Source organism: Bizionia hallyeonensis (assembly GCF_042657385.1).
GTDB classification, from domain to species: domain Bacteria; phylum Bacteroidota; class Bacteroidia; order Flavobacteriales; family Flavobacteriaceae; genus Algorimicrobium; species Algorimicrobium hallyeonense.
In genome coordinates this window covers 209,922-232,409 of the sequence record NZ_JBHSLA010000002.1, presented here as the reverse complement: position 1 = coordinate 232,409, position 22,488 = coordinate 209,922, and the positions used below count along the sequence as shown (strand labels likewise).

23 protein-coding genes are annotated in these 22,488 nt (G+C 34.9%); 8 read left to right on the top strand and 15 right to left on the bottom strand.

Going from position 1 to position 22,488, the window contains the following annotated elements:
- Nucleotides 1-24: 24 nt before the first annotated feature.
- The gene (locus ACFPH8_RS06465; RefSeq protein ID WP_376859984.1) at nucleotides 25-1,077 is read right to left on the bottom strand and encodes an o-succinylbenzoate synthase; all 1,053 of its coding nucleotides are present in this window, start codon (nucleotides 1,075-1,077) and stop codon (nucleotides 25-27) included.
- A 57-nt stretch (nucleotides 1,078-1,134) separates the two neighbouring features.
- Here ACFPH8_RS06465 and ACFPH8_RS06460 point away from each other — a divergent pair, with 57 nt between their 5' ends.
- On the top strand, nucleotides 1,135-2,052 hold the full coding sequence (locus ACFPH8_RS06460; protein ID WP_376859467.1) for a sterol desaturase family protein: 918 nt from the start codon (nucleotides 1,135-1,137) through the stop codon (nucleotides 2,050-2,052).
- 38 nt (nucleotides 2,053-2,090) lie between these two features.
- Nucleotides 2,091-2,882, top strand: coding sequence for an SDR family oxidoreductase (locus tag ACFPH8_RS06455; RefSeq protein WP_376859465.1), 792 nt, complete (start codon nucleotides 2,091-2,093; stop codon nucleotides 2,880-2,882).
- Nucleotide 2,883: 1 nt separating this feature from the next.
- Here ACFPH8_RS06455 and ACFPH8_RS06450 read toward each other — a convergent pair whose 3' ends face one another.
- The 4 genes from ACFPH8_RS06450 to ACFPH8_RS06435 form a co-directional block, all read right to left on the bottom strand.
- Nucleotides 2,884-3,576 (bottom strand): GIN domain-containing protein, encoded by a 693-nt coding sequence (locus ACFPH8_RS06450; RefSeq protein ID WP_376859463.1) that lies wholly within the window; start codon nucleotides 3,574-3,576, stop codon nucleotides 2,884-2,886.
- Between the two features lie 147 nt (nucleotides 3,577-3,723).
- On the bottom strand, nucleotides 3,724-4,401 hold the full coding sequence (locus ACFPH8_RS06445; RefSeq protein WP_376859461.1) for a metal-dependent hydrolase: 678 nt from the start codon (nucleotides 4,399-4,401) through the stop codon (nucleotides 3,724-3,726).
- Nucleotides 4,402-4,478: 77 nt separating this feature from the next.
- Entirely contained in the window at nucleotides 4,479-5,381 is a 903-nt protein-coding gene (gene menA / locus ACFPH8_RS06440; RefSeq protein WP_376859459.1) for a 1,4-dihydroxy-2-naphthoate octaprenyltransferase, read from the bottom strand.
- 9 nt (nucleotides 5,382-5,390) lie between these two features.
- On the bottom strand, nucleotides 5,391-6,230 hold the full coding sequence (locus tag ACFPH8_RS06435) for a 1,4-dihydroxy-2-naphthoyl-CoA synthase (RefSeq protein ID WP_066256461.1): 840 nt from the start codon (nucleotides 6,228-6,230) through the stop codon (nucleotides 5,391-5,393).
- A 51-nt stretch (nucleotides 6,231-6,281) separates the two neighbouring features.
- Here ACFPH8_RS06435 and ACFPH8_RS06430 point away from each other — a divergent pair, with 51 nt between their 5' ends.
- Entirely contained in the window at nucleotides 6,282-7,400 is a 1,119-nt protein-coding gene (locus tag ACFPH8_RS06430; RefSeq protein ID WP_376859457.1) for a C1 family peptidase, read from the top strand.
- A 176-nt stretch (nucleotides 7,401-7,576) separates the two neighbouring features.
- On the opposite strand, the gene ACFPH8_RS06425 is transcribed toward ACFPH8_RS06430, so the two are convergent.
- The 5 genes from ACFPH8_RS06425 to ACFPH8_RS06405 all read right to left on the bottom strand — a co-directional run bounded on the left by ACFPH8_RS06425 (nucleotide 7,577) and on the right by ACFPH8_RS06405 (nucleotide 12,346).
- Nucleotides 7,577-8,410: a CvfB family protein gene (locus tag ACFPH8_RS06425; RefSeq protein WP_248399959.1), complete on the bottom strand. Its 834-nt coding sequence runs from the start codon at nucleotides 8,408-8,410 to the stop codon at nucleotides 7,577-7,579.
- A gap of 132 nt (nucleotides 8,411-8,542) precedes the next feature.
- Nucleotides 8,543-8,881 (bottom strand): DUF2853 family protein, encoded by a 339-nt coding sequence (locus ACFPH8_RS06420; protein ID WP_248399961.1) that lies wholly within the window; start codon nucleotides 8,879-8,881, stop codon nucleotides 8,543-8,545.
- Nucleotides 8,882-8,969: 88 nt separating this feature from the next.
- Nucleotides 8,970-10,730, bottom strand: coding sequence for a 2-succinyl-5-enolpyruvyl-6-hydroxy-3-cyclohexene-1-carboxylate synthase (gene menD, locus ACFPH8_RS06415; RefSeq protein WP_376859454.1), 1,761 nt, complete (start codon nucleotides 10,728-10,730; stop codon nucleotides 8,970-8,972).
- A 50-nt stretch (nucleotides 10,731-10,780) separates the two neighbouring features.
- Entirely contained in the window at nucleotides 10,781-11,917 is a 1,137-nt protein-coding gene (locus tag ACFPH8_RS06410) for a chorismate-binding protein (RefSeq protein ID WP_376859452.1), read from the bottom strand.
- Nucleotides 11,918-11,920: 3 nt separating this feature from the next.
- Nucleotides 11,921-12,346, bottom strand: coding sequence for a PaaI family thioesterase (locus ACFPH8_RS06405; RefSeq protein ID WP_376859450.1), 426 nt, complete (start codon nucleotides 12,344-12,346; stop codon nucleotides 11,921-11,923).
- A 52-nt stretch (nucleotides 12,347-12,398) separates the two neighbouring features.
- Here ACFPH8_RS06405 and ACFPH8_RS06400 point away from each other — a divergent pair, with 52 nt between their 5' ends.
- A complete protein-coding gene (locus ACFPH8_RS06400; RefSeq protein WP_376859448.1) occupies nucleotides 12,399-13,040 on the top strand; it encodes an alpha/beta hydrolase in 642 nt (213 codons plus the stop codon).
- Nucleotides 13,041-13,043: 3 nt separating this feature from the next.
- On the opposite strand, the gene ACFPH8_RS06395 is transcribed toward ACFPH8_RS06400, so the two are convergent.
- Complete coding sequence (locus tag ACFPH8_RS06395; RefSeq protein ID WP_376859446.1) at nucleotides 13,044-13,997, bottom strand: NAD(P)H-dependent flavin oxidoreductase; 954 nt, start codon at nucleotides 13,995-13,997, stop codon at nucleotides 13,044-13,046.
- A 272-nt stretch (nucleotides 13,998-14,269) separates the two neighbouring features.
- Nucleotides 14,270-16,177 carry a molecular chaperone DnaK gene (dnaK, locus tag ACFPH8_RS06390; RefSeq protein WP_376859444.1) on the bottom strand — a complete coding sequence of 636 codons (1,908 nt, stop codon included), beginning with the start codon at nucleotides 16,175-16,177 and terminating at the stop codon, nucleotides 14,270-14,272.
- A 198-nt stretch (nucleotides 16,178-16,375) separates the two neighbouring features.
- Here dnaK and ACFPH8_RS06385 point away from each other — a divergent pair, with 198 nt between their 5' ends.
- The 4 genes from ACFPH8_RS06385 to ACFPH8_RS06370 all read left to right on the top strand — a co-directional run bounded on the left by ACFPH8_RS06385 (nucleotide 16,376) and on the right by ACFPH8_RS06370 (nucleotide 20,349).
- Nucleotides 16,376-16,903 carry a hypothetical protein gene (locus ACFPH8_RS06385; RefSeq protein WP_376859442.1) on the top strand — a complete coding sequence of 176 codons (528 nt, stop codon included), beginning with the start codon at nucleotides 16,376-16,378 and terminating at the stop codon, nucleotides 16,901-16,903.
- 87 nt (nucleotides 16,904-16,990) lie between these two features.
- Complete coding sequence (locus tag ACFPH8_RS06380) at nucleotides 16,991-18,415, top strand: L-serine ammonia-lyase (protein WP_376859440.1); 1,425 nt, start codon at nucleotides 16,991-16,993, stop codon at nucleotides 18,413-18,415.
- A 120-nt stretch (nucleotides 18,416-18,535) separates the two neighbouring features.
- Nucleotides 18,536-19,354, top strand: coding sequence for a 3-methyl-2-oxobutanoate hydroxymethyltransferase (gene panB / locus ACFPH8_RS06375; RefSeq protein ID WP_248399979.1), 819 nt, complete (start codon nucleotides 18,536-18,538; stop codon nucleotides 19,352-19,354).
- Nucleotides 19,355-19,647: 293 nt separating this feature from the next.
- Nucleotides 19,648-20,349: an RluA family pseudouridine synthase gene (locus tag ACFPH8_RS06370; RefSeq protein WP_376859437.1), complete on the top strand. Its 702-nt coding sequence runs from the start codon at nucleotides 19,648-19,650 to the stop codon at nucleotides 20,347-20,349.
- Here the strand turns inward: ACFPH8_RS06370 and ACFPH8_RS06365 are convergent.
- Genes ACFPH8_RS06365 through ACFPH8_RS06355 form a run of 3 tightly spaced genes read right to left on the bottom strand, consistent with a single transcriptional unit; the run spans nucleotide 20,338 to nucleotide 22,396 of the window.
- Entirely contained in the window at nucleotides 20,338-21,177 is an 840-nt protein-coding gene (locus ACFPH8_RS06365; RefSeq protein WP_376859435.1) for a sensor histidine kinase, read from the bottom strand. The two genes, ACFPH8_RS06370 and ACFPH8_RS06365, sit on opposite strands and share 12 nt — an antisense overlap.
- Complete coding sequence (locus tag ACFPH8_RS06360; protein WP_376859433.1) at nucleotides 21,170-21,874, bottom strand: hypothetical protein; 705 nt, start codon at nucleotides 21,872-21,874, stop codon at nucleotides 21,170-21,172. The genes ACFPH8_RS06365 and ACFPH8_RS06360 overlap by 8 nt, the downstream gene beginning before the upstream one ends.
- A gap of 9 nt (nucleotides 21,875-21,883) precedes the next feature.
- Nucleotides 21,884-22,396 carry a hypothetical protein gene (locus tag ACFPH8_RS06355; protein WP_376859431.1) on the bottom strand — a complete coding sequence of 171 codons (513 nt, stop codon included), beginning with the start codon at nucleotides 22,394-22,396 and terminating at the stop codon, nucleotides 21,884-21,886.
- Nucleotides 22,397-22,488 lie beyond the last annotated feature (92 nt).

Genomic DNA, 22,488 nt, shown 5'->3' with positions numbered 1-22,488 from the left:
AATTGTGTTAGTGTTAAACTTAAATTAATTGCTAGTTGTAGCGCTTATATTGAAGTGCCATAACTTGTTATTATCATAAAATAAAGAACCTGTGTTTATAGTTAAAGGACTCTCAAAATTATTAGTAAATAAACTTCCTGTTCCTAAACCTTGAGGCATATTTGCGTTTAATGTATATGTCCATTGGGCAATAGCATTCAAACCTACATTACTTTCCAAAGCACTTGTTATCCACCAACCGATTTGATTGCTTTCGGCCTGTTGAATCCACTCTTGACTCCCTTTCCAGCCTCCTACAAAACTCGGTTTTAAAATAATGTATTGCGGTTTAATGTGATTTAAAAGCAATGCCTTGTCTGAATTTTCGAAAACGCCAATTAATTCTTCATCTAAAGCAATTGGAAGCGGAGTTTCCAAACATAATTTTGCCATAGCTTCTATTTGGCCCGCTTTTATTGGTTGCTCAATAGAGTGTAAATTTAAATCGGATAGACGTTTTAGTTTTTCTAACACATCGGTTTCAGAAAAAGCGCCATTGGCATCCACGCGTAATTCAATATCATTAGCTGAAAATTCATTCCGAATAGACTTCAGCAAACCAATCTCCGTTTCAAAATCAATTGCACCAATTTTCATTTTAATACAGGTAAAACCTGCTTCAATTTTATCTTGAATTTGCTGCTTCATAAAAGCATCTGTTCCCATCCAAATCAAACCATTAATAGGAATAGATTTATTGTTTTGAGTAAATTGTGACGAAAATAAATCGAAAGGTGTTTTAGCATCCAAAGATTTAAAAGCCATTTCCAAACCAAATTGAATACTTGGGAAAGTTTTTAATTTAGTATATAAAACGGCGAGACCTAAATGGATGTTTTTGCACGTCCATTGTAATTGTTCTTCATAATTAGGAACATCATCCGCGCTTAAACCGCGTAAAATACCACATTCACCAATCCCTTGTTTTCCTTCATGTTCTAGAATAATAAACCAAGTTTCCTTCGTTTTTAAAACCCCTCGAGACGTACCACTTGGCTGCTTAAAATTAAGAATATATTTATGATAAGATGCTTTCATATAGTATTCAAAAGTACTCAATTTATTTTGTATTTTAGACAACATAAAACAATCCTAATGCCTGAATTTCCAAACATTATTGTATTTGCCATTCCGTTTTTTGTTTTAGCAATGTTGCTTGAAATGTATGTTACTACCAAACAACAGATTAGGACCTATGAAACAAAAGATGCCTTATCGTCTATTGCTATGGGATTGGGTAATGTTTTCTTGAATTTTTTAAGCAAAGCTATTGTGCTTTTGGTCTTCTTTTGGATATATGACAACTTCCGATTGTTTACTATTCCTGTAGCTTGGTGGAGTTTTGTATTAATTTTCTTTGCGGATGATTTCTCTTATTATTGGTTTCATCGTATTTCTCATGAAAGTCGTTTGTTTTGGGCATCACATGTGGTGCATCACTCATCGCAAAAATATAATTTAAGTACTGCTTTACGCCAAACATGGTCCGGCGGATTTTATTCGTTCGTTTTTTGGCTTTGGATGCCTTTATTGGGTTTTCATCCTGCCATGATTTTATTACAAATGTCTATTAGTTTGTTATATCAATTTTGGATTCATACCGAAGCTATTGATAAAATGCCTAAGTGGTTTGAAGCCGTATTTAATTCACCATCTCATCATCGGGTTCATCATGGCAGTAATCCGTTGTATTTAGATAGAAATCATGCAGGTATTCTAATTATTTGGGATAAGTTATTTGGTACGTTCCAACCAGAATTAAAAGAAGAAAGAGTTATTTATGGTTTGGTTGTTAATATTAACACGTATAATCCCGTAAAAATTGCTTTTATAGAATGGCGAAATATGCTAAAAGATGTTTTTTTCGGTAGAAAATCTTTAAAAAATCGGTTTCTCTATTTAGTGAAACCACCTGGTTGGACGCATGATGGAACCGGAAAATTGAGTGATGATTTACGTCGGGAGTGGCTGGAGAGTAGTTTGCAGTCGCAGTCGCAGCTTAAAGAAGATTAGTTTTAAATAAAGAGACACCCGTTTTGGCGAGCATTATTATGAATTTCAACAACAAAGTTATATGGATTACGGGAGCTTCCAGCGGAATTGGTAAAGCTTTGGTTGCTAGTTTGGCAAAACAGAAATGCCAACTTATTATTTCATCCCGACGTTTAACAGATTTGGAAAACGTAAAAAATGCGCAACCCAATCCCGAAAATATTGCCTGTGTGCCTTTTGATTTAGCCGATTATAATAATATGTTACCAATTGTTGAAAGTGCCATCGGCAGTTTTGGCACGATTGATATTTTAATAAATAATGGTGGCATTAGTCAACGGTCGCTCATTATTGAAACCGATATTGCTGTTGATAAAAAACTGATGGAAGTAGATTATTTAGGAACTGTAGCCCTTACAAAAGCATTGCTACCCTATTTTGTGCGTCAGAAATCTGGACAGTTTGTAACCGTAACGAGTTTAATGGGGAAGTTCGCATCACCTTACCGTTCAGGATATTGTGGAGCCAAACATGCGCTTCATGGCTTTTTTGATGCCTTACGATTAGAACATGAAAAAGACGGAATATCTGTCACTTTAATTTGTCCAGGTTTTGTAAATACTGATATTGCACGCCATGCCTTAATTGGCAATGGTGAGCAACAAAACACCCAAGATACAGCTACAGAAAAAGGGCTTCCAGTAAACGTTTTTACTGAACGCATGCTGAAAGCCGTTTATAAAAATAAATTTGAAGTTTATATTGGTAAAAAAGAAGTGTTAGGCGTTTTTTTAAAACGTTTCTTTCCAAAATTTCTGCATTGGTATACCTTAAGAAGCGCTGTACGTTAAATTAATCTATTTTTACAATTTCCACGTCACCAAATGATAAGCCGTTTTCTACTCTAGCACTTCCTTTATAGGTAATTGTTGGTTCGCCGTAGGACCTTATTTTAAGCTTATCAGACACATTGCATTGATAACTACCATCGCCATAAGCCGTTATTTTGGTTTCCTTATTATTTACCTGTGAAAAATAGACCGTACTTTCACCATAACCAATTATTTTTTGGTTTTCAATACTACCCTTTTCAATAACTAAATAACTTTCGCCATATATGGATACTTTTAAATCTTTTAAGGTTACGTCTTTCATGGTTACTTGAGATTCACCATAGATACTAAAGACAATTTTATCGGATATGATGGCATCTTCAAAATTAAAACGCTCTTCGCCTCTTAAAGAAAACGATTTTACTTTTTTATAGTAAATAGTTGCTCTTGCCACGGTTCCTTTATAAGCCTCAACCGTTCTGTGTTTGGTGCTTTTTTCTTTATCGTTTTCGGTGATGATTTTAGCATCATCCAAATAAACTTGCAGTGTTTTGTTTTTAACTTCTACATTAATTTCATTTAAAGGTTCGCTTATCATTTCAATAACCACTTCTTCCTTATCACCAGTTTTAAAAACAACTTCTATATGTGGACTGATAATAACTTTGTCAAACGTTTTAACGCTAAAGGTTTTATTTTGTCCAACAACCAAGTGGGCACTTAAAAAAGGGTAACAAAAAAAATAGTGATAATTGGTGACGTACTTTTTAAAAAGGAATTCATAATGCGTATTTTGATTAGTATATCCTTAAAGACAAGCACTTTTTAAGTTTGTTACAGTTTTGATTGAGTTTTTTAATTACAATTCCAAACTATCGCCAATTTTCAATAACATTAAATCTTTATCTTTTTCAAAAAATTTGCGTTTTGCAACTTCATGATCAATTTCTATATATCCGAAGGTATCAAAATGGTAGCCTAACACTTTATCACATTGCACAAAATCACTGGCTAAAATAGCATCATCAATTCCCATGGTGAAATTATCGCCAATTGGTAAAATGGCTAAATCTAACTTGGTACGTAGTGGAATGAGTTTCATATCCATGGTTAATGCTGTATCTCCAGCAATGTAGATGTTTTTATGTTCGCCTTCAATAACAAAACCTCCTGGTTGCCCACCATAGCTGCCATCAGGAAACGACGAGGTATGAATAGCATTTACATATTTCACAACACCAAATTCGAAGTCCCAAGAACCTCCATGATTCATAGGATGTCCTTCCAACCCTTTATTTTGAAAATGGGTTACAATTTCAAAATTAGAAACTATAACAGCATCCGTATTTTTAGCAATGGTTTCTACATCTAAAATATGATCTTGATGAGCGTGTGTTAGCAGAATATAATCAGCTTTTAAGGTACTAATATCTATATGTTTAGCGTTCTCGTTACCACTGATAAAGGGATCTACTAAAATATGAACACCATCTACTTCTATTCCTAAACTGGCATGACCGTAAAATGTAATTTTCATTGAAAGAGGGTTTTAAATTCGGTATTGAAAAATACAAAATCTAAAACAATTTTATGAAGTGATAGCCATAAAATCTACTAAATAATATAGCCCACTCCCATTAAAATGGCGAGTAGAAATGTAGAAATAGCCACTTTTTTTAATTCTGAATCTAGTAAGGAAGGGTTAGTCGTTTTTCTAACATAGAATAAATGCTTCACCAGTGGAATATACATAACCATAAACATTAAATTATATGGTGAAACATAATACAAAACTGCAAATATGGCGGAAAGAAGAATAGCACCACAAATTAAAATATAATGATAGCGTTTGGCATTTTCAAAACCGAGCTTTACGGCTAACGTAATTTTATTTGATTTTTCATCCGAAATAATATCGCGCATATTATTTAAGTTCAAAACCGCCACACTCAATAAACCAATGGTAAAAGCCGGCAAAATAATAACGTGATCTATTTTTAAGGTGTATAGAAAATACGTGCCTAAACCACTTACTAATCCGAAGAATATAAATACAAATACATCACCTAGACCTTTGTAACCATAAGCAGAATCGCCAACGGTATAATTAATTGCCGCATAAACTGAAAGTGCTCCCAAGGCTAAAAATAGCATGGTATATAAAAAATGACGCATACCAAAAGCGCAAAAAAGTAAAGTGACAACTAAAGCTATAATGACTAAAATATTAATTTTTATAGCCATAAACATTTGGTCTGCAGATACATTTCCACTTTGCAAAGCACGTTTTGGACCTACACGTTCATCATTATCGGTACCTTTAACACCGTCGCCATAATCATTAGCAAAGTTGGATAGCACTTGTAGTGCAACCGTTGTTAAAAGTGCTAAAACAAAAATATACCAATTTACATATCCATTATAGGCTGCAAAACTAGTAGCAAGAATAATTCCTGAAATGGATAATGGTAAGGTGCGCAATCTTGCTGCTGAAACCCAATGTTTTATTGATGGCATAGACTGTATTTAAGGAATCCATTTTTTTGGAAAATTAGGCTTACGTTTTTCTAAAAAGGCATCACGACCTTCTTTGGCTTCGTCTGTCATATAGGCTAAACGCGTAGCTTCTCCAGCAAAAACTTGCTGACCAACCATACCATCGTCTGTTAAATTCATAGCGAATTTGAGCATTTTTATAGATGTTGGCGATTTGGCTAAAATTTCTTGAGCCCACTCATAGGCCGTAGATTCCAATTCGTCATGTGGAATAACTGCATTTACCATGCCCATATCAAAAGCTTCTTGTGCCGAATAGTTTCTACCTAAAAAGAAAATTTCACGCGCCTTTTTCTGTCCAACCATTTTAGCTAAATAAGCAGATCCGTAACCACCATCAAAACTGGTAACATCGGCATCCGTTTGCTTAAAAATAGCGTGTTCTTTACTAGCTAATGTTAAATCGCAAACCACATGTAAACTATGTCCACCACCAACTGCCCATCCCGGAACAACGGCAATAACGGCTTTTGGCATAAAACGAATTAAACGTTGTACCTCCAGAATATTAAGTCTATGATAACCATCATCACCAACATAACCTTGATGACCACGTGCTGTTTGATCGCCTCCTGAACAAAAACTATAAACACCATCTTTGGTTGAAGGCCCTTCAGCTGATAATAATACGACCCCAATATTCACATCTTCATGTGCATCATAAAACGCATCATATAATTCACTAGTCGTCTTTGGGCGAAAGGCATTTCGAACATTTGGTCTATTAAAAGCTATGCGTGCCACACCATCAGATTTCTGATAGGTGATGTCTTCATATTCCTTAACCGTTTTCCAGTTTGCTACACTCATTTTCTTTATTTTTGTCAAAAATAATTATTATTTATCTAACAATTCAGTACCATGAGAAATATTCTGTTTTTATTCGCCTTTCTTTTTACAATCACAACCAGTTTTTCACAAAGTTACACCTTTGAATCGGTAATCGATTTAGATGCCACCGATGTGATTAGCCAAGGAAATACGGGAACATGTTGGAGTTTTTCAACATCCTCATTTTTAGAAAGTGAAATCATGCGGTTAACGGGAAAACAAATTGATATTTCGGAAATGTTTCAAGTCCGTCACACCTATCCTAAAAAAGCATGGAATTATGTTATGCGTCAAGGAAAAGCACAATTTAGTGAAGGTGGTTTGGCTCATGATGTTATGAACAGTATTCGCGATTATGGTTTGGTACCACAATCCGTTTATAGTGGCATGGAAACTGGGGCAACTGGACACAATCATGCTGAAATGGTAGCCGTTTTAAATGGCATGTTGGATGTTTATATTGAAAATCCAGGAAGACGATTATCCCCTAAATGGCAAGCAGTTGTAAATAGTACTTTGGATACCTATTTAGGAAGAGATATTACCTCCTTTACATATGAAGGTGTGGAATATACACCAAAATCGTTTCAGGCAATGACGCAAATTAATCCTGATAATTATGTAAGCATAACCTCATTTACACACAAGCCGTTTTACTCCCAATTCATTTTAAATATTCCCGATAATTTCTCCAATGGTAGTTTTTATAATGTGCAATTAGATGAACTGATGTCCACCATTAATCACGCTTTAGAAAATGGTTTTACGGTTGAATTAGATTGTGATGTGAGTGAAAAAACATTTTCTGCTAAACACGGTATTGCGGTAATTCCTAAAGATGATGCAACCGCTGCTGAAGCTATTATTAGCGTACGTCCGGAAAAAACAATTACTCCAGAATACAGACAACAAGAATTTGAAAACTACGCTACAACAGACGATCATTTGATGCATATTACTGGTATGCTAAAAGATCAAAATGGTACCTTATATTATAAGGTAAAAAATTCTTGGGGAACGGATGAAAGTCGCGTAGCCAATGACGGTTATATATATATGAGTGATGCTTTTATGCGTTTAAAAACCATTTCAGTCATGGTGCATAAAGATGCTGTTACTAACGATTTAAAGAAGAAATTGAAATTGTAATAAAAATAAGAACCAAGACTTAAATTTTGCTGACTTGACAACCTAGTTATTGAATCGGGAAATGTTTAATTATATAGACTTTCAAGCAACTAAAAAAACAAAAGTCATCAACTCCTAAATCGCTGTTGATGACTTTTTTATAATAGTTTCAAATTGTTGGGTATACTAGAGGATTCCTATTCTACCAAATAAATCCCATCATCTTTAATTTCGATCAATTTTTGTCTGTATAAGGTTCCAATAGCTTTCTTAAAGCTTTTTTTACTCATTTGAAGCGCATTTTTTATAGTATCTGGATCAGATTTGTCTGTAAGGTTTAAATAACCACCATGGTCTTCCAGTTCCTTCATTATTAAATCCGCATTCGGTTCGATACTTCGGTAACCCATTTTACCTAAACCAATGTCCAGTTTATTATCAGGTCGGATTTTCTTAACATAGCCTTTTAAGCGGTCGCCAATGGAAAGGTCTTGAAAAATATCATCGTTAAAAATTAAGCCTTGATGTTTTTTATTCACTATCACATTCATACCAATATCAGATGGATGTGAAACTATTAAATCCACTTCTTGAAAAGCTTCAACCGTTAATTCTTTATTATCTAAAAACTGATTGGTTTTACTAGAAGCAACTAAACGATTAGACGTTTCATCAAGAAAGCAATACACCAAATACCAGCCGCCTTTTTTCATACTAAAGGCCTGTTCTCTAAATGGACAGAATAACTCTTTAACCATTCCCCAGTCTAAAAAAGCACCATGTTCGGTAACGGCATTACAACGTAATACAGCAAATTCACCACGTTGAATATACGGCTTATCGGTAACGGCAACTAGACGTTCTTCGTTATCTAAATACACAAATACATCCAGTTTATCCCAAATTTTAAATTCTTTCGGGACATAGCGGTTTGGCAGTAAAACCTCATTTCCATCCGCGTCTTCCAAAAATAATCCTGGTTCGGTTTCGCGAAGGATTTCTAATGTATTATATTCTCCAATTTTTATCATATGGCAAAGGTACTATTTTATGAGATATCTTGTGTATCTGTTTTTATGGATTTAGAAATATCCTCAATATTTTAAATTTAGGTATAAAAAAAGCCACTTGAAGAAGTGGCGTTTTAAATATGTTATGAAGATCTAGTAAACAGACTCCTTTTTGAAATGTTTGGTTAATAGGTAATATACAACTGCTCTGTACTTATTACGGTTGGATTTACCGTATTGTTCCATAACTATTTCAATTCCTTTATCTAATTCCGGACTATCTTTTAATCCAAGTTTTTTAATTAAGAAATTGTTTTTTACCGTTGCTAATTCCGATGCATCTGAACCAGAAACCGTTGCTGCATCCGCATTATAAATAGATGGTCCACAGCCAATAGTTACTTTTGTCAGTAAATCCATATCTGCATTTACACCTAATTTATCTTTTAAATCGGCTGCATATTTAGCTATTAATTCGTCTCTTTTACTCATGTTTATAAAAATTAATTTAAAGATTAATATGAGCCCTTAATATACTTAATAATGAGGTATTTAAAAAATACGACGCCATTTTTAACAATTACTTAATAAACTTGAAATAATTCAATAATACGTCGTCATTCTCTGTACGTGGTGTGAATATTTCTAATATTTTGGGTTGATCTGATTCTTTATAAAAATCTTTTAATTTATTTTTAAGCTGAGTGGCATTCGCTGCAGTTCCATATTGAAAGCCATACATAGCAGCCAATTGTTTTGCTGTAAAATTATGAGTGGTTTCAAAAAAGTTTTCAAAATTTTCTGAATCCTTATTTCCTGGCAAAATTCTAAAAATTCCACCGCCTTGATTATTAACAATAATTAGTCTAAAATTATTAGGAATGTAATTATTCCACAGTGCATTGCTATCATAAAAAAAGCTTAAATCGCCAGTAATAAAAACCGTTTGTTTTTCTTGGCCAACGGCACAACCTATAGCTGTAGAAGTACTGCCATCAATACCACTTGTGCCACGATTACAAAACACGTTTATTGATTTATGAATATCAAAAAGCTGTGCATATCTTATCGTGGAACTGTTACCCAATTGCAATGCGAGATTATTTGGTAAACTTTTAAATACTGTCTCAAACACCTGAAAGTCACTAAAAGGAATTTCGTTTAAATACGCACTATGTTTTTCTTTTCTATAAAGTCTAACCTGCTCCCAAGTGGCTTTGTAATCACTTTTTACAAAATGCGTGATTTGGGGTAAGAAGGTTTCAAAAAAATTATTAGGTGTTGTTTCAATATGTTTCTCCAAACAAAAAAATGTGTCATTTGCATAATCACGATCTATATGCCAATGTTGCTTTGGCTGGTAGCTTCGTAAAAAGGCTTTAATTTTTTTGGAGACTACTAGTCCGCCAAAGGTTAATAAAATATCAGGTTGCAAGGCTTTAAAATCATCATCTTCTAAAGGTGCAATCATGGTGTCTATACTATTGAAAAACCCTGGATTGTGGATATTAGAAGTTGTTTCCGTAAACACAATTACGCTATTATCTTTTACCAATTCATCCAACCATTTTTGTTCTATTTCGTTTGGTGGATTTACGCCAACTAAAACCATTTTTTTGGTTGCGCTATTCCAGGCATCAAGGCATTCATTATAAATAAAGTCGTCTACTTTGCTTGCGCGTTTGTTTATATCAATAATTTTTGGATTCACACTTAAGCTATCCGTTAACTCATAAAGGGGTTCGTGAAATGGCATATTAATATGAACTGGACCACGCTTGGACAAAGCTTTGTTAAGCGCTTTATTGATTTCCGTTTCATTTTCCTGCTGTAACTCCTGTTTTCTTCCTAAAAAGCGCTCTAATTTGTTTTCTAGTGTTTTAAGAATGGCTGGTTCATCTTCATCCCGATTTTTAAATTCGGCATCCATTTGTGAACTTAAGTTTGCCGTATAAATAATATGATTTTTATAAACATCGGTTTGGTTAATGGTTTGCCCATCACCTATTCCTATCAAGTGTTTCGGTCTATCAGCCGATAAAACAACCAACGGAATATGACTGTAATAAGCTTCAGCAATAGCAGGATAGTAATTTAAAAGTGCACTACCTGAACTACAAACTACAGCTACTGGCTTTTGGATTTGTTGCGCAATTCCCAATGCAAAAAAGGCAGCACAACGTTCATCTACAATACTATAGCATGTAAAATAATCATCGTGTGTAAAGCCGATAGTTACAGGTGCATTTCTACTACCTGGTGAAATAACAATATGTTGAATGTTTTTAGCTTTGCAAAGCAGAACAATGGTTTGCGCAAGCGGAATTTTTGGGTATTGCATGTAAGATTGAATCTAAGCGTAAAAATAGCAAATAGCTTCCTGATAAAAAATTATTGTAATACCTTTTTCATTGTCACCGATTTAGCCATGGTTTCCTCCCATTCTAAATTGGGATTGGAGTCTTTTGTGATGCCTCCTCCAATGTATAAAAGGGCTTCCGTGTTTTGAATTTGCATGCAACGCAGATTAACAAACAGATTTGAAACCGTTTTAATACGCGTGTAAGCATTATTTTCAACATTGCGTCTGTTCGGGTTTCTTGAAATGGATTTCTTAATATTTAGTTCACCTAAAAAACCTGTATAAAAATCGCGTTTATACGCTTCATTTTCAAGGATAAATTGTTTGGCTTCTTCTTTTGGCATACCGCAAACAGCAGGTGTGGGATGCAAAATTTCAATAATATTTTTTAAGCTCGAAGTATCAGAATTCACCCGACCAGAAATGTGCGTTTTTAAATGCAGTAAATTTCCAGCTTTTGCAGTTTCCACCTCGGAGATTTTTAAATTATCTAACTGGCTTTCTAGATTTGAAACGATGAAATTGGTAACAATTTGTTGTTCCTCCAATTCTTTATCCTTCCAAACCACATCTATGGTGTTTTTATAAACTTGCGTTCCCGCCAACGCCATGGTGCTGAATTGGTTATTTTCAATATGAAGCAAAGTTTCTGGCGTAGCACCTAACCACAATCCTACTTTAGGATGAAACCATACATACACATAAGCGGTTGGATAGGTTTCTAATAACCTTTTATAAATTTTAATAGGATTTGTTTCTGAAATAGTAATCGATTCTTGCCGGGATAATACGACTTTTTCAAATGTGCCTTTATGAATAGCTTTAATCCCCTTTTCAACTAATGCAATATGGTTTTGCTTAGCCACAGTTATATCAAATGTCTCAATAACTTTGGAAGTACATGAGTTTATGGATGGTTCTTCAATAGTTTCACTTTCAAATTCTAAAATTAATGATGTTTCAACAGGAATTAAAACACTAGTTTCTTTTATGTTAAAAGGCGAAAAAACAAATCCACTTTCAGAGAAATTCGTGGTTTTATAAAGTGTATCATCTTGCTGTAAAAACGTTTTAATTATAGTCTCATTAGGGTTTCTATAAGCTACAAAGGGCAAGTTGTTTACATACTGATCTTGAAGGTTCTCTAAAAAAACAGAAAATGTCATGTTTTATTTTTTTCTTGGTAATGAAATAGTTGATAAGCGGCAAACTGAAATCAAGTTGTCATGGTCATCAGTAACACGAATATCTATTAATTGCGTGGTTCTTCCTTTATGCAAAAAAGTGGCTTTAGCAAATACATGACCGTCCGTTACACTTTTTAAATGGTTGGCTGTAATTTCGGTGCCGCGAACAAATACCACGTCTAAATTTGAAAACAAGTGGGATGCAAAACTACCAACACTTTCTGCCAATGCTGCTGTTGCTCCACCATGCAACACACCATCTGGTTGATATACGCGCGAATTAACCGGCATTTTGGCTATTAAATAATCATCGCCAAAATCGGAAATACTAATTTCTAGGGTTTCCATCAAGGTGTTTTTGCAAACCGCATTGATTTCCTTAAGTTTGGCTTCTTTAGATATGGACATAAAATTCTGTATTTTTAAATCGAAATGTAAAAGTACAAAACACCAATAACAAATGAATCTAACTGAAAAGGAAATATCTTACACCACCACGAATAGTTATGCCACTTTAAATACATTATCGGCAACTACAAAAAACGTTTGGTTTGTTTGTCATGGGATGGGTTATTTAAGTCGATATTTTTTAAGATATTTTCAGGGCTTATCTGCTGAAGAAAATTATATTATTGCGCCTCAAGCACCAAGTAAATATTATACACCACCAAAATTTAAACATGTTGGAGCTAGTTGGTTGACTAAAGAAAACACGGTTAAAGACACCGAAAATATTATGCGTTATTTTGATTCTGTTCTGGAAGTGGAAGACCTTCCTGACGGAATAAATTTAATTGTTTTAGGGTATTCTCAAGGTGTGAGTGTGGCAACGCGATATCTTGCCAAACGCCAACTGAAATGTTCCCAACTGGTATTGCATTCTGGCGGAATTCCAAAAGAATTAGTGTCTGCTGATTTTCAATATTTAGATGCATCAACCAAAGTATCGCTTATTTATGGTACTGAAGATGAATATTTAAATGACGAACGCATCCATCACGAAGAAACGCGCGCTACCGAATTATTTGGAAACCGGTTGCAATTAGTCCCTTTTGAGGGCAAACATGTTGTAAACGTTGAATTAATTAACGGTTTGGTGTAACTATTAATTAGTCAGATTTTTAATAATCTCACGTATCGGCAAAATAGCTTTGGTATGTTCAATACTAGGTCCAGCAACCCAAACTGTTTTGTACGTTGCTTGTAAGGCTGCTTTTTCAGTGGCTTTCATCCCAATATAAAACCGAACCATTTTTACCCATTTTTTTAGTGTTTTATTTTTATTTAGTAGCTTTTCTAAACCCGTTGATTTTGTACCAATTTTCTGAACATAAGGCGTATTAATTACTGTACACGGTGTTCCTGAAATACGCTCTGTCATCACTATATCATCTGAACCATAATCTACACAGGCTTGTTTATAGTCGTCCGTAACACCAGCCTCAATAGAAGCAATAAACGGACTTCCTACAGAAACACCTGCTGCTCCATAGCTTAACATCGTGTCAATATCTGATTTGCAACCCACACCTCCAGCGGAAATGACTGGAATATTTAATTCTTTATGCAATAAACTGGTTAATTCTTGTGGCGATAAATTACCACGATGCCCACCAGCTTCACTATTTACAGCTACAGCAGCATCAGCACCTAATTGTTCTACTTTTTTGGCGAAATGTAAATCGGTTACATCACAAAACACTTTAATACCAACGGCATGCGCTTCTCTAATGGTTTCTTCTGGATTTCCTAAAGAGGTTAAAATGAAATCGCAACCTTCTTCACAAATCACACGTAATTGTTCTTTATATTTGACATTGGATTTATTCACAATTAAATTATAGCCAAATGCGCCTTGTGGAAGATTCGATTTTGCCTCTTTTAATTCAATTATTGATGCTCGTAATTCATCCAAGGTTCTATAATTTAGAGCAGGAATACAGCCAGCAATACTGCTTTTCATACCTTCGATTACCATGGCTGTATTGGAAACCAAAAACATAGGTGCCATGATGATTGGGTGTTTTATTTTGAGAAGTTTGGTGAGTTGGGTTGACATGTAATCTGAATTTGTTTGCGCCACAAATATAAGAGAATTTATTATGCGTGCATAGTTTATGGTTGTAAATTTAGTTTCCTCAACGAGTTGTTTCTGACGCCTAAAATTAGTGGTTACAAAAAACCTAACAGGTTTTGAAAACCTGTTAGGTTAAGACATAAAGAAAACGCAACCAAATTAATGATTGCGTTTTAATTTTATCAGAACCCAAAATAAATTTGGGATTAGTGCTTCGCACAATCCCGATTAAAAGATCGGGATTGGCTCTCTGTTTACTTCACTTCTTCGAAATCCACGTCTTCTACGTCGCTTCCTTCGTTAGCATCTGTTCCTGCATTGGTATCAGGACCTGCTTCTGGACCACCTTGTTGCCCATCTGCTTGTGCTTTATACATTTCCTCGCTTGCTACTTTCCATGCTTCGTTAATTTTCTCTAAAGCTGGATCAATAACGGCAAGATCTTTAGTTTCGTAAGCTTTCTTCAATTCTTCAAGTGCTTCTTCAATTGGCTTTTTCTTATCATCAGATAATTTTTCGCCAAATTCTTTCAGCTGACTCTCCGTTTGGAAAATCATCGCATCAGCAGCATTCAATTTTTCAGCAGTTTCTTTTGCTTTCGCATCGGCATCGGCATTGGCTTCAGCATCTGCTTTCATTTTTTGAATTTCTTCTTCTGATAATCCTGAAGAAGCTTCAATACGAATATCTTGTGTTTTGTTCGTCGCTTTATCTGTTGCCGAAACTTTAATGATACCATTGGCATCAATATCAAACGTTACTTCAATTTGAGGGGTTCCACGTTTTGCTGGTGGAATTCCGTCTAAATGGAAACGTCCAATTGTTTTGTTGTCGGCAGCCATTGCACGCTCTCCTTGTAACACATGGATTTCAACAGATGGCTGATTGTCAGCTGCTGTAGAAAATACTTGCGATTTTTTAGTTGGGATAGTCGTGTTAGCTTCAATAAGTTTAGTCATGACGTTACCCATTGTTTCAATACCTAATGATAAAGGCGTTACGTCTAATAACAATACATCTTTTACATCACCAGTTAAAACACCACCTTGGATAGCAGCTCCTAAAGAAACTACTTCATCTGGGTTAACACCTTTACTTGGTTTTTTTCCGAAGAATTTCTCAACAGCTTCCTGAACAGCAGGAATACGCGTAGATCCACCAACTAAAATAACCTCGTTAATATCACTTTTTGTTAAACCTGCAGCTTTCATAGCAGACTCACAAGGTGCAATTGTACGTTTTACTAAATCGTCAATTAACTGCTCAAATTTAGAACGTGTTAAAGTACGTACCAAGTGTTTTGGTCCACTAGCTGTAGCCGTAACATATGGTAAGTTAATTTCTGTTTGTGCCGCAGATGATAATTCAATCTTCGCTTTTTCAGCAGCTTCTTTTAAACGCTGTAACGCCATTGGGTCCTTGCGTAAATCAATATCTTCTTCAGACTTGAATTCGTCAGCTAACCAATCAATGATTTTCTCATCAACGTCATCACCACCTAAATGTGTATCACCTTCTGTTGATAATACTTCAAATACACCATCACCTAATTCTAGGATAGATACATCATGGGTTCCACCTCCAAAATCGAAAACAACGATTTTTTGATCCGTTCCTTTTTTATCCATTCCATAGGCTAAAGCAGCAGCAGTAGGTTCGTTAATTATACGTTCTACTTTTAAACCTGCAATTTCTCCAGCTTCTTTAGTTGCTTGACGTTGCGAGTCATTAAAGTAAGCAGGTACTGTAATTACAGCACGTGTTACATCTTGACCTAAATAATCTTCAGCCGTTTTCTTCATTTTTTGAAGAATCATAGCTGATAATTCTTGTGGTGTATATAAACGACCATCAATATCCACACGTGGTGTGTCGTTATCTCCTTTTACTACTTTGTAAGGTACGCGTCCTGCTTCTTTTGCAGATTCAGAAAACTTATTACCCATAAAACGCTTAATAGAATAAACCGTTTTTGTTGGATTGGTAACGGCTTGACGTTTTGCTGGATCACCAACTTTAATTTCACCGCCTTCAACGAAAGCGATCACAGATGGTGTTGTTCTTTTACCTTCTGCATTTGGTATTACAACTGGCTCATTACCTTCCATTACAGAAACACAAGAGTTAGTTGTACCTAAATCGATTCCAATAATTTTACTCATAATAGTTATTTATTTTAATTTGTATTTTCCGATAAGAATCGGAAGTGTTGTGTTCTTATTTATTTTCGGAATGTATAAGACAATGATTGTGCCATGACAAAAAAAGTGACACGATGTCAGACTCCTATGTTAATATACCTTTAAACCGCGCGTATGACGTGAATTATTAGTATTTTTAAATTCTAAAAAATAATGATTATGAAAAATCTAGTAACACTATTAGTTGGATTTGTTTTAGTTTTAACCTCTTGTGAAGGTCCTCAAGGACCTCCAGGTAGAGATGGGTTTAATGGTATTAATGCCGATGAATATGCTGCACTTTCTTTTGAAAGAACTGTTGATTTTGAATATTTTAATGACAGTGGCTTACAAGAAGCCTTTATCAACTTACCATTTGATATTTTAGACAGCGATGCTGTTTTGATATATAGATTGGAAAACATTGTAGAGATCGATGGTGTGCCAACCGAAGCCTGGTCTGCTCTTCCTCAAAATTTTTTCCTTCAAGGACCAAACATTATTCAATATGTATTTAACCACACTTATGCAGATGTTGAATTACTTATAGATGGTAATTTCGATTTATCAACACTAGGAAATGAATTTACACAAAATCAAATATTTAGAGTAATTATTTTACCAGCTGATGCGATTAGTCGTTTAGACACTTCCAATATTAACAATGTGATGGAAGTTTTTAATATTACAGAATTTGAAAAACATTAGGTTAAATTCTTATGGAATATACGTGATTTTCTTGAAAATCATCATAAACTAAATGTATATTTGTAGTTAATCTAAACTGATTATAATATGGAGTGTATTTCTGTCTTCGATATGCTAAAAATTGGTGTGGGACCTTCTAGTTCGCACACATTAGGTCCTTGGCGTGCTGCCGAAAGATGGATTGCGGAATTAAAATCTAAAAACCGGTTTGAAAAGGTAGAAAGCATCACGGTAGATTTATACGGCTCCTTGTCCTTAACTGGAAAAGGTCATGCAACAGACTATGCGGTTATGTTAGGTTTAAGTGGCGCCGACCCCGAGTATATTCCTGTGGATACTATTGATGTTATAATAGCCTCCATTAATAACACCCATAAACTGCGTTTTAATAATGAACGCACTATAGATTTCGACCCGAAAAAAGACATCGTTTTTAATAGAAAATTCTTGCCATACCATGCTAACGGCATGCGTTTTACGGCGGTTATTAATGGCAGGAAATCGCATGCCTACTACTACTCTATTGGTGGTGGATTTGTGGTTCAAGAAGAACGTCAGAATTCTAAAGCCAACAAAATTATATTCTATTGCACGTTTCCATATCCTGTTGAAAACGGCGTGAAATTACTTGATTTTTGCCAGCAACTAAATTTACCGATTTCAGGCGTTGTTTTAGAAAATGAAAAGTCCATTCGCGATGAAGAAACAATTGATTTTGAATTAAAACGCATCTGGAATACCATGTTAGAATGTATGTACGTTGGTTGTCATACAGCAGGTAATTTACCTGGAGGTTTAAATGTGCGCCGTCGTGCCTATGATATGCACAAGAATTTAAATAATGGCGTGCCGTATGATTCGCCTGAAACCTGGTTACAAAGTATTCGTCAGACGGAAGTTAAATTCCGACAAATTTTAAAATGGGTGAGCTGTTTTGCTCTGGCTGTAAATGAAGTAAATGCGGCTTTAGGTCGTGTTGTAACAGCGCCAACAAACGGCAGTGCTGGTGTAATTCCAGCTGTTTTAATGTATTATTTAGTTATTGAAAACCATGATGCCGATTTTGAACATATCAAGAAGTTCTTATTAGTTTCTGGTGAAATTGGTTCCATATTTAAAAAAGGAGCCACCATCTCGGCTGCTATGGGTGGTTGTCAAGCTGAAATTGGCGTATCATCTGCTATGGCTGCAGGCGCTTTGTGCGAATTAATGGGTGGCACACCAGACCAAGTTTTAATTGCGTCTGAAATAGCTATGGAGCATCACTTAGGTCTCACCTGCGATCCTATTGGTGGTTTGGTACAAATACCGTGTATTGAACGTAATTCTATGGGAGCAATAAAAGCCATTAATGCCGCTGAATTAGCCCTGGACACCGACCCTAAAAATGTAAAAGTGCCTTTAGATAAAGTGGTTCAAACTATGTGGGAAACGGCTAAAGACATGAATTCCAAATACAAAGAAACCAGTGAAGGTGGACTTGCCGTTAGTGTTAATTTAACGGACTGCTAATTGGTTTTTTAAACCCATTGATTCTTGTGTGTACTGGTAACCTATTTTATTGAAATACTTAAAAATTTAATAGTATCCACTCTTAATTTATTAATTTTACCTGCATTTTAAACCAAACTTATGTCAGTAGCCAAAAAACAGTACAAACGCATTACCGTAAAAACATTAGTGGATATGAAAGCCAAAGGCGAAAAAATATCCATGTTAACAGCCTATGATTATACCATGGCTAAAATTGTTGATGGTGCTGGAATAGATGTGATTCTTGTTGGCGATTCCGCCAGTAATGTTATGGCTGGACATGAAACAACCTTACCCATTACGTTGGATCAGATGATTTATCATGCATCATCAGTCGTTCGTGCGGTTGAGCGTGCCTTGGTTGTTGTAGATTTACCTTTTGGAAGTTACCAAAGTGATCCTAAAGAAGCCTTGCGTTCTGCCATCCGAATTATGAAAGAAAGTGGCGGACATGCTGTAAAACTAGAAGGCGGAAAAGAAGTTAAAGATTCTATTAAGCGTATTTTACATGCGGGAATTCCGGTTATGGGACATTTAGGTTTAACACCACAATCCATTTATAAATTTGGAACTTATACCGTTCGTGCCAAAGAAGATGAAGAAGCAGATAAACTGAAAGAAGATGCTTTAATGCTTGAAAAAGCGGGTTGTTTTGCTATTGTGTTAGAAAAAATTCCCGCCAAATTAGCTCAAGAAGTTGCGGAAAGTGTCAGCATTCCTGTTATAGGCATTGGCGCTGGAAAAGGTGTAGATGGTCAAGTGCTTGTATTGCACGATATGATTGGTATGACACATGAATTCAATCCACGGTTTTTACGTAGATATATGAATTTGTATGAAGATATGACCAATGCTATTTCGCAATATGTTACTGATGTGAAATCGGTTGATTTTCCGAATGATGAGGAACAATACTAGTGTTCAGTGTTCAGTTTACAGTAATTCATGAAGAACTATTATAATCCGAGTCTTTTTATAGTAAAGTTGTGGAGATGTTTGTTGTTAAGTTGTAGAATTACATTTAAGATTCGTAAGTAATTCTCTGTGAAACCCTGCCTGCCGAGAGGAAGGTCTGTGAAACAAAACGTGCAATCAGAGTCTTTTTTCTCGCAAAGCCGCAAAGCCGCAAAGCCGCAAAGCCGCAAAGCCGTAAAGCCGTAAAGCAATCGTAAAAATAAATAATATTCGTGTAATTCGTGTCTAAAAAATCTATGTCTAAATTACTCTCCAACAAAACCAACCTCCAAGTCCTATACGAAGACAATCACCTAATCATTGTTAACAAACGCGCTGGTGATATTGTTCAAGGTGATAAAACTGGCGACACGCCGTTAAGCGATGTGGTTAAAGACTATATAAAGGACAAATACAACAAACCTGGCAATGTGTATTTAGGTGTGGTTCATAGATTGGACAGACCAACTACTGGTGTAGTTATGTTTGCTAAAACCAGTAAAGCCTTGCCACGATTGAATAAATTATTTGCGGAAAGAGGTGCCCATAAAACCTATTGGGCTTTAGTTAAAAACGCACCTCCAAAACAAACGGATACGTTAATACATTGGTTACGGAAAAATCCGAAGAACAACAAATCTACAGCCTTTCCCAATAAATCTGCTGAGAGCAAAAAAGCCATTTTACATTATCAGGTGTTAAAACAATTAGATAATTACTATTTAGTGGAAGTAGCATTAGAAACTGGCAGACATCATCAAATTCGTGTACAATTAGCTAGTATTGGTTGTCCCATAAAGGGCGATTTAAAATATGGCTTTAATCGGAGTAATCCAGATGGTAGTATTAGTTTACATGCCAGACACTTGGAGTTTACGCACCCTGTTTCCAAAAAAGACATTCAGGTAACAGCACCATTACCAAATGATCCCGTTTGGGATGCCTGTTTAGAAGATTAATTTTGTTTCTTCACGATACGGATAGTTAATTTGTAAGCTGGTTCCTTCCTTAATTTCAGATTCTAGTTTAAATTCCGCGTTTATTAAATCCGCGCGACTTTTCATATTTAGTAAGCCTGCTCCTTTTTCTGCAGAAGCGACATCAAAACCTTTTCCATCATCTTCCATATGAATTATCAGCTGTTGCTCTTGATAATCTAATTTCACCATTAAACTCGCTGCCGATGCATATTTCACGGTATTTGAAATAAACTCCTGGATTATTCGGAATAAGATAATGCTATCTTTGGAATTGGTGAATGTGGTTTCATCACCTGTAATTTCTAATTCGGCTGATAATAGCTGTAGTTTATTTAAACGTGCCACTTCGTTTTCAACCGATTTTTGAAAACCACGATTTACAATCACATCACTATTTAAGGATTTAGAAAGCGCACGTAATTCACTTAAACTCTCTTTTACCACATTTTTAGTTTCCGTAAATTGCTCCTTAATACTTTCCTGAACTTGCATGTTCATAATACTCATTTGCATATTGGCAACAGACAGTAATTGCCCAATATTATCATGTAACTCCTGACCTATATTTTTAAGCGTTTGTTCCTGAATTTCTATTTGGGTGTTTGAGATTTCTTCTTGAAAGACTTTCTCGCGTTCAATTTTATCTAAAAGCAGTTTGTTTTTTCGCTTTTGAAAAACAATAAAGAAAACAATAATCAAAGCAGTAACAATTACTAACACCGCTATCATGTATAACAATAGGTAGCGTTCAGCTGCTGTTGAAACGGCTTGATTCTGGAATACTATAAAAAGTAACGTTCTAATCATATTGTGGTTTGCAAAAAATGAGAGCCAAAGTAAAAGTTACATACATAAATACATTAGCAAATAGAAATATTTGCCATTTTAAAAATACAAAATTCCAATCTGCTGTTGAAAAATAGAGTTCATAAAACCCTAAAGGCGTTATAACTAACCACCAAACTAAAACGGTTGCACTAATATAAAAGTTAATAGATTTGTAAAAAATTAAAATACGATCACTATTTAAAACTTCATAAAGGTATAAACTAATAGCAAAAAAGACAGCTAAAGTAGATACAACATCTAAAATAGTTATATTTCCATTATACAAAGTTGTATAATTATATTCCAAAATTAAAATAGATAATAGAATGAATATCCATTTTGTGAAATTTAAAATGGTTTTCAGTTTGGGATTAGAAATTATTTTCTGAAAATAGAAAACATAAAATATAGTGCTGCCAATTACCCAAAAAATAGTAGCAAGCCAATAGTTCTTCTCAAAAATAGTATCTTCAATTACATCATATATTCCAAACGTTTTAAAAAAACGTACATAAAGCATCGAAAAATCTAAGATAGCACTATAAACAAGAAACCATATAAAATAAATAACAGCAGTAGATTTATACTTTTTATAAAAGAATAAACCTGTACCTGCTGCTAAAAATTCAACGGAATGCGTAATCAAGAAATAGTTTTGACTTAAAAACTCATTCATAAATAAAAATTAGTTTGGGTAATTAGCACTAGGCGGATCACCCATATTACCTTTATTCAAGCCATCACCTCCAGGAATGTCACCTCCTTGGCGTTTAAAATCTAACGGCATACTAGAGCCTTCAGATAAAGCTTGCGTACCAGTTGGCACAAAAAACATAGTGGTATAACCAACGCCTTCTTTTGGTGAATCTGGATAAGCACCCAAATATAAACGTACGCCATCCATTTGGTAGCCTAATTCTTGGGATTGATTTTCTGCATATTTTATATAATTTTTAATGTCTTCTATAGACCACCAAGCAGACCGGTTGTCTGGACGCATAACAATAGAATCGCTAATTAATTGATGTCTAGAATTAAAAGCTTCATCTAAAACCATAGCTTCTTTAGATGTAATTACACCAGCTGGTTTAACAATACCACCTACGGTATCATCGTGACCTGCACAATTAGGACAAAAATAGTAGGTAGCTAAAGCACCAATGATGGCACCAATAATTAATAAGGATACATTTTTCATTTTTGGTTAGTTTGATTAATAGGTCTTAAAAATATAAAAAAGAATGAAATAGACTTTGTTTTTCTAGAAATAAAATGATTTAATTTCATTTT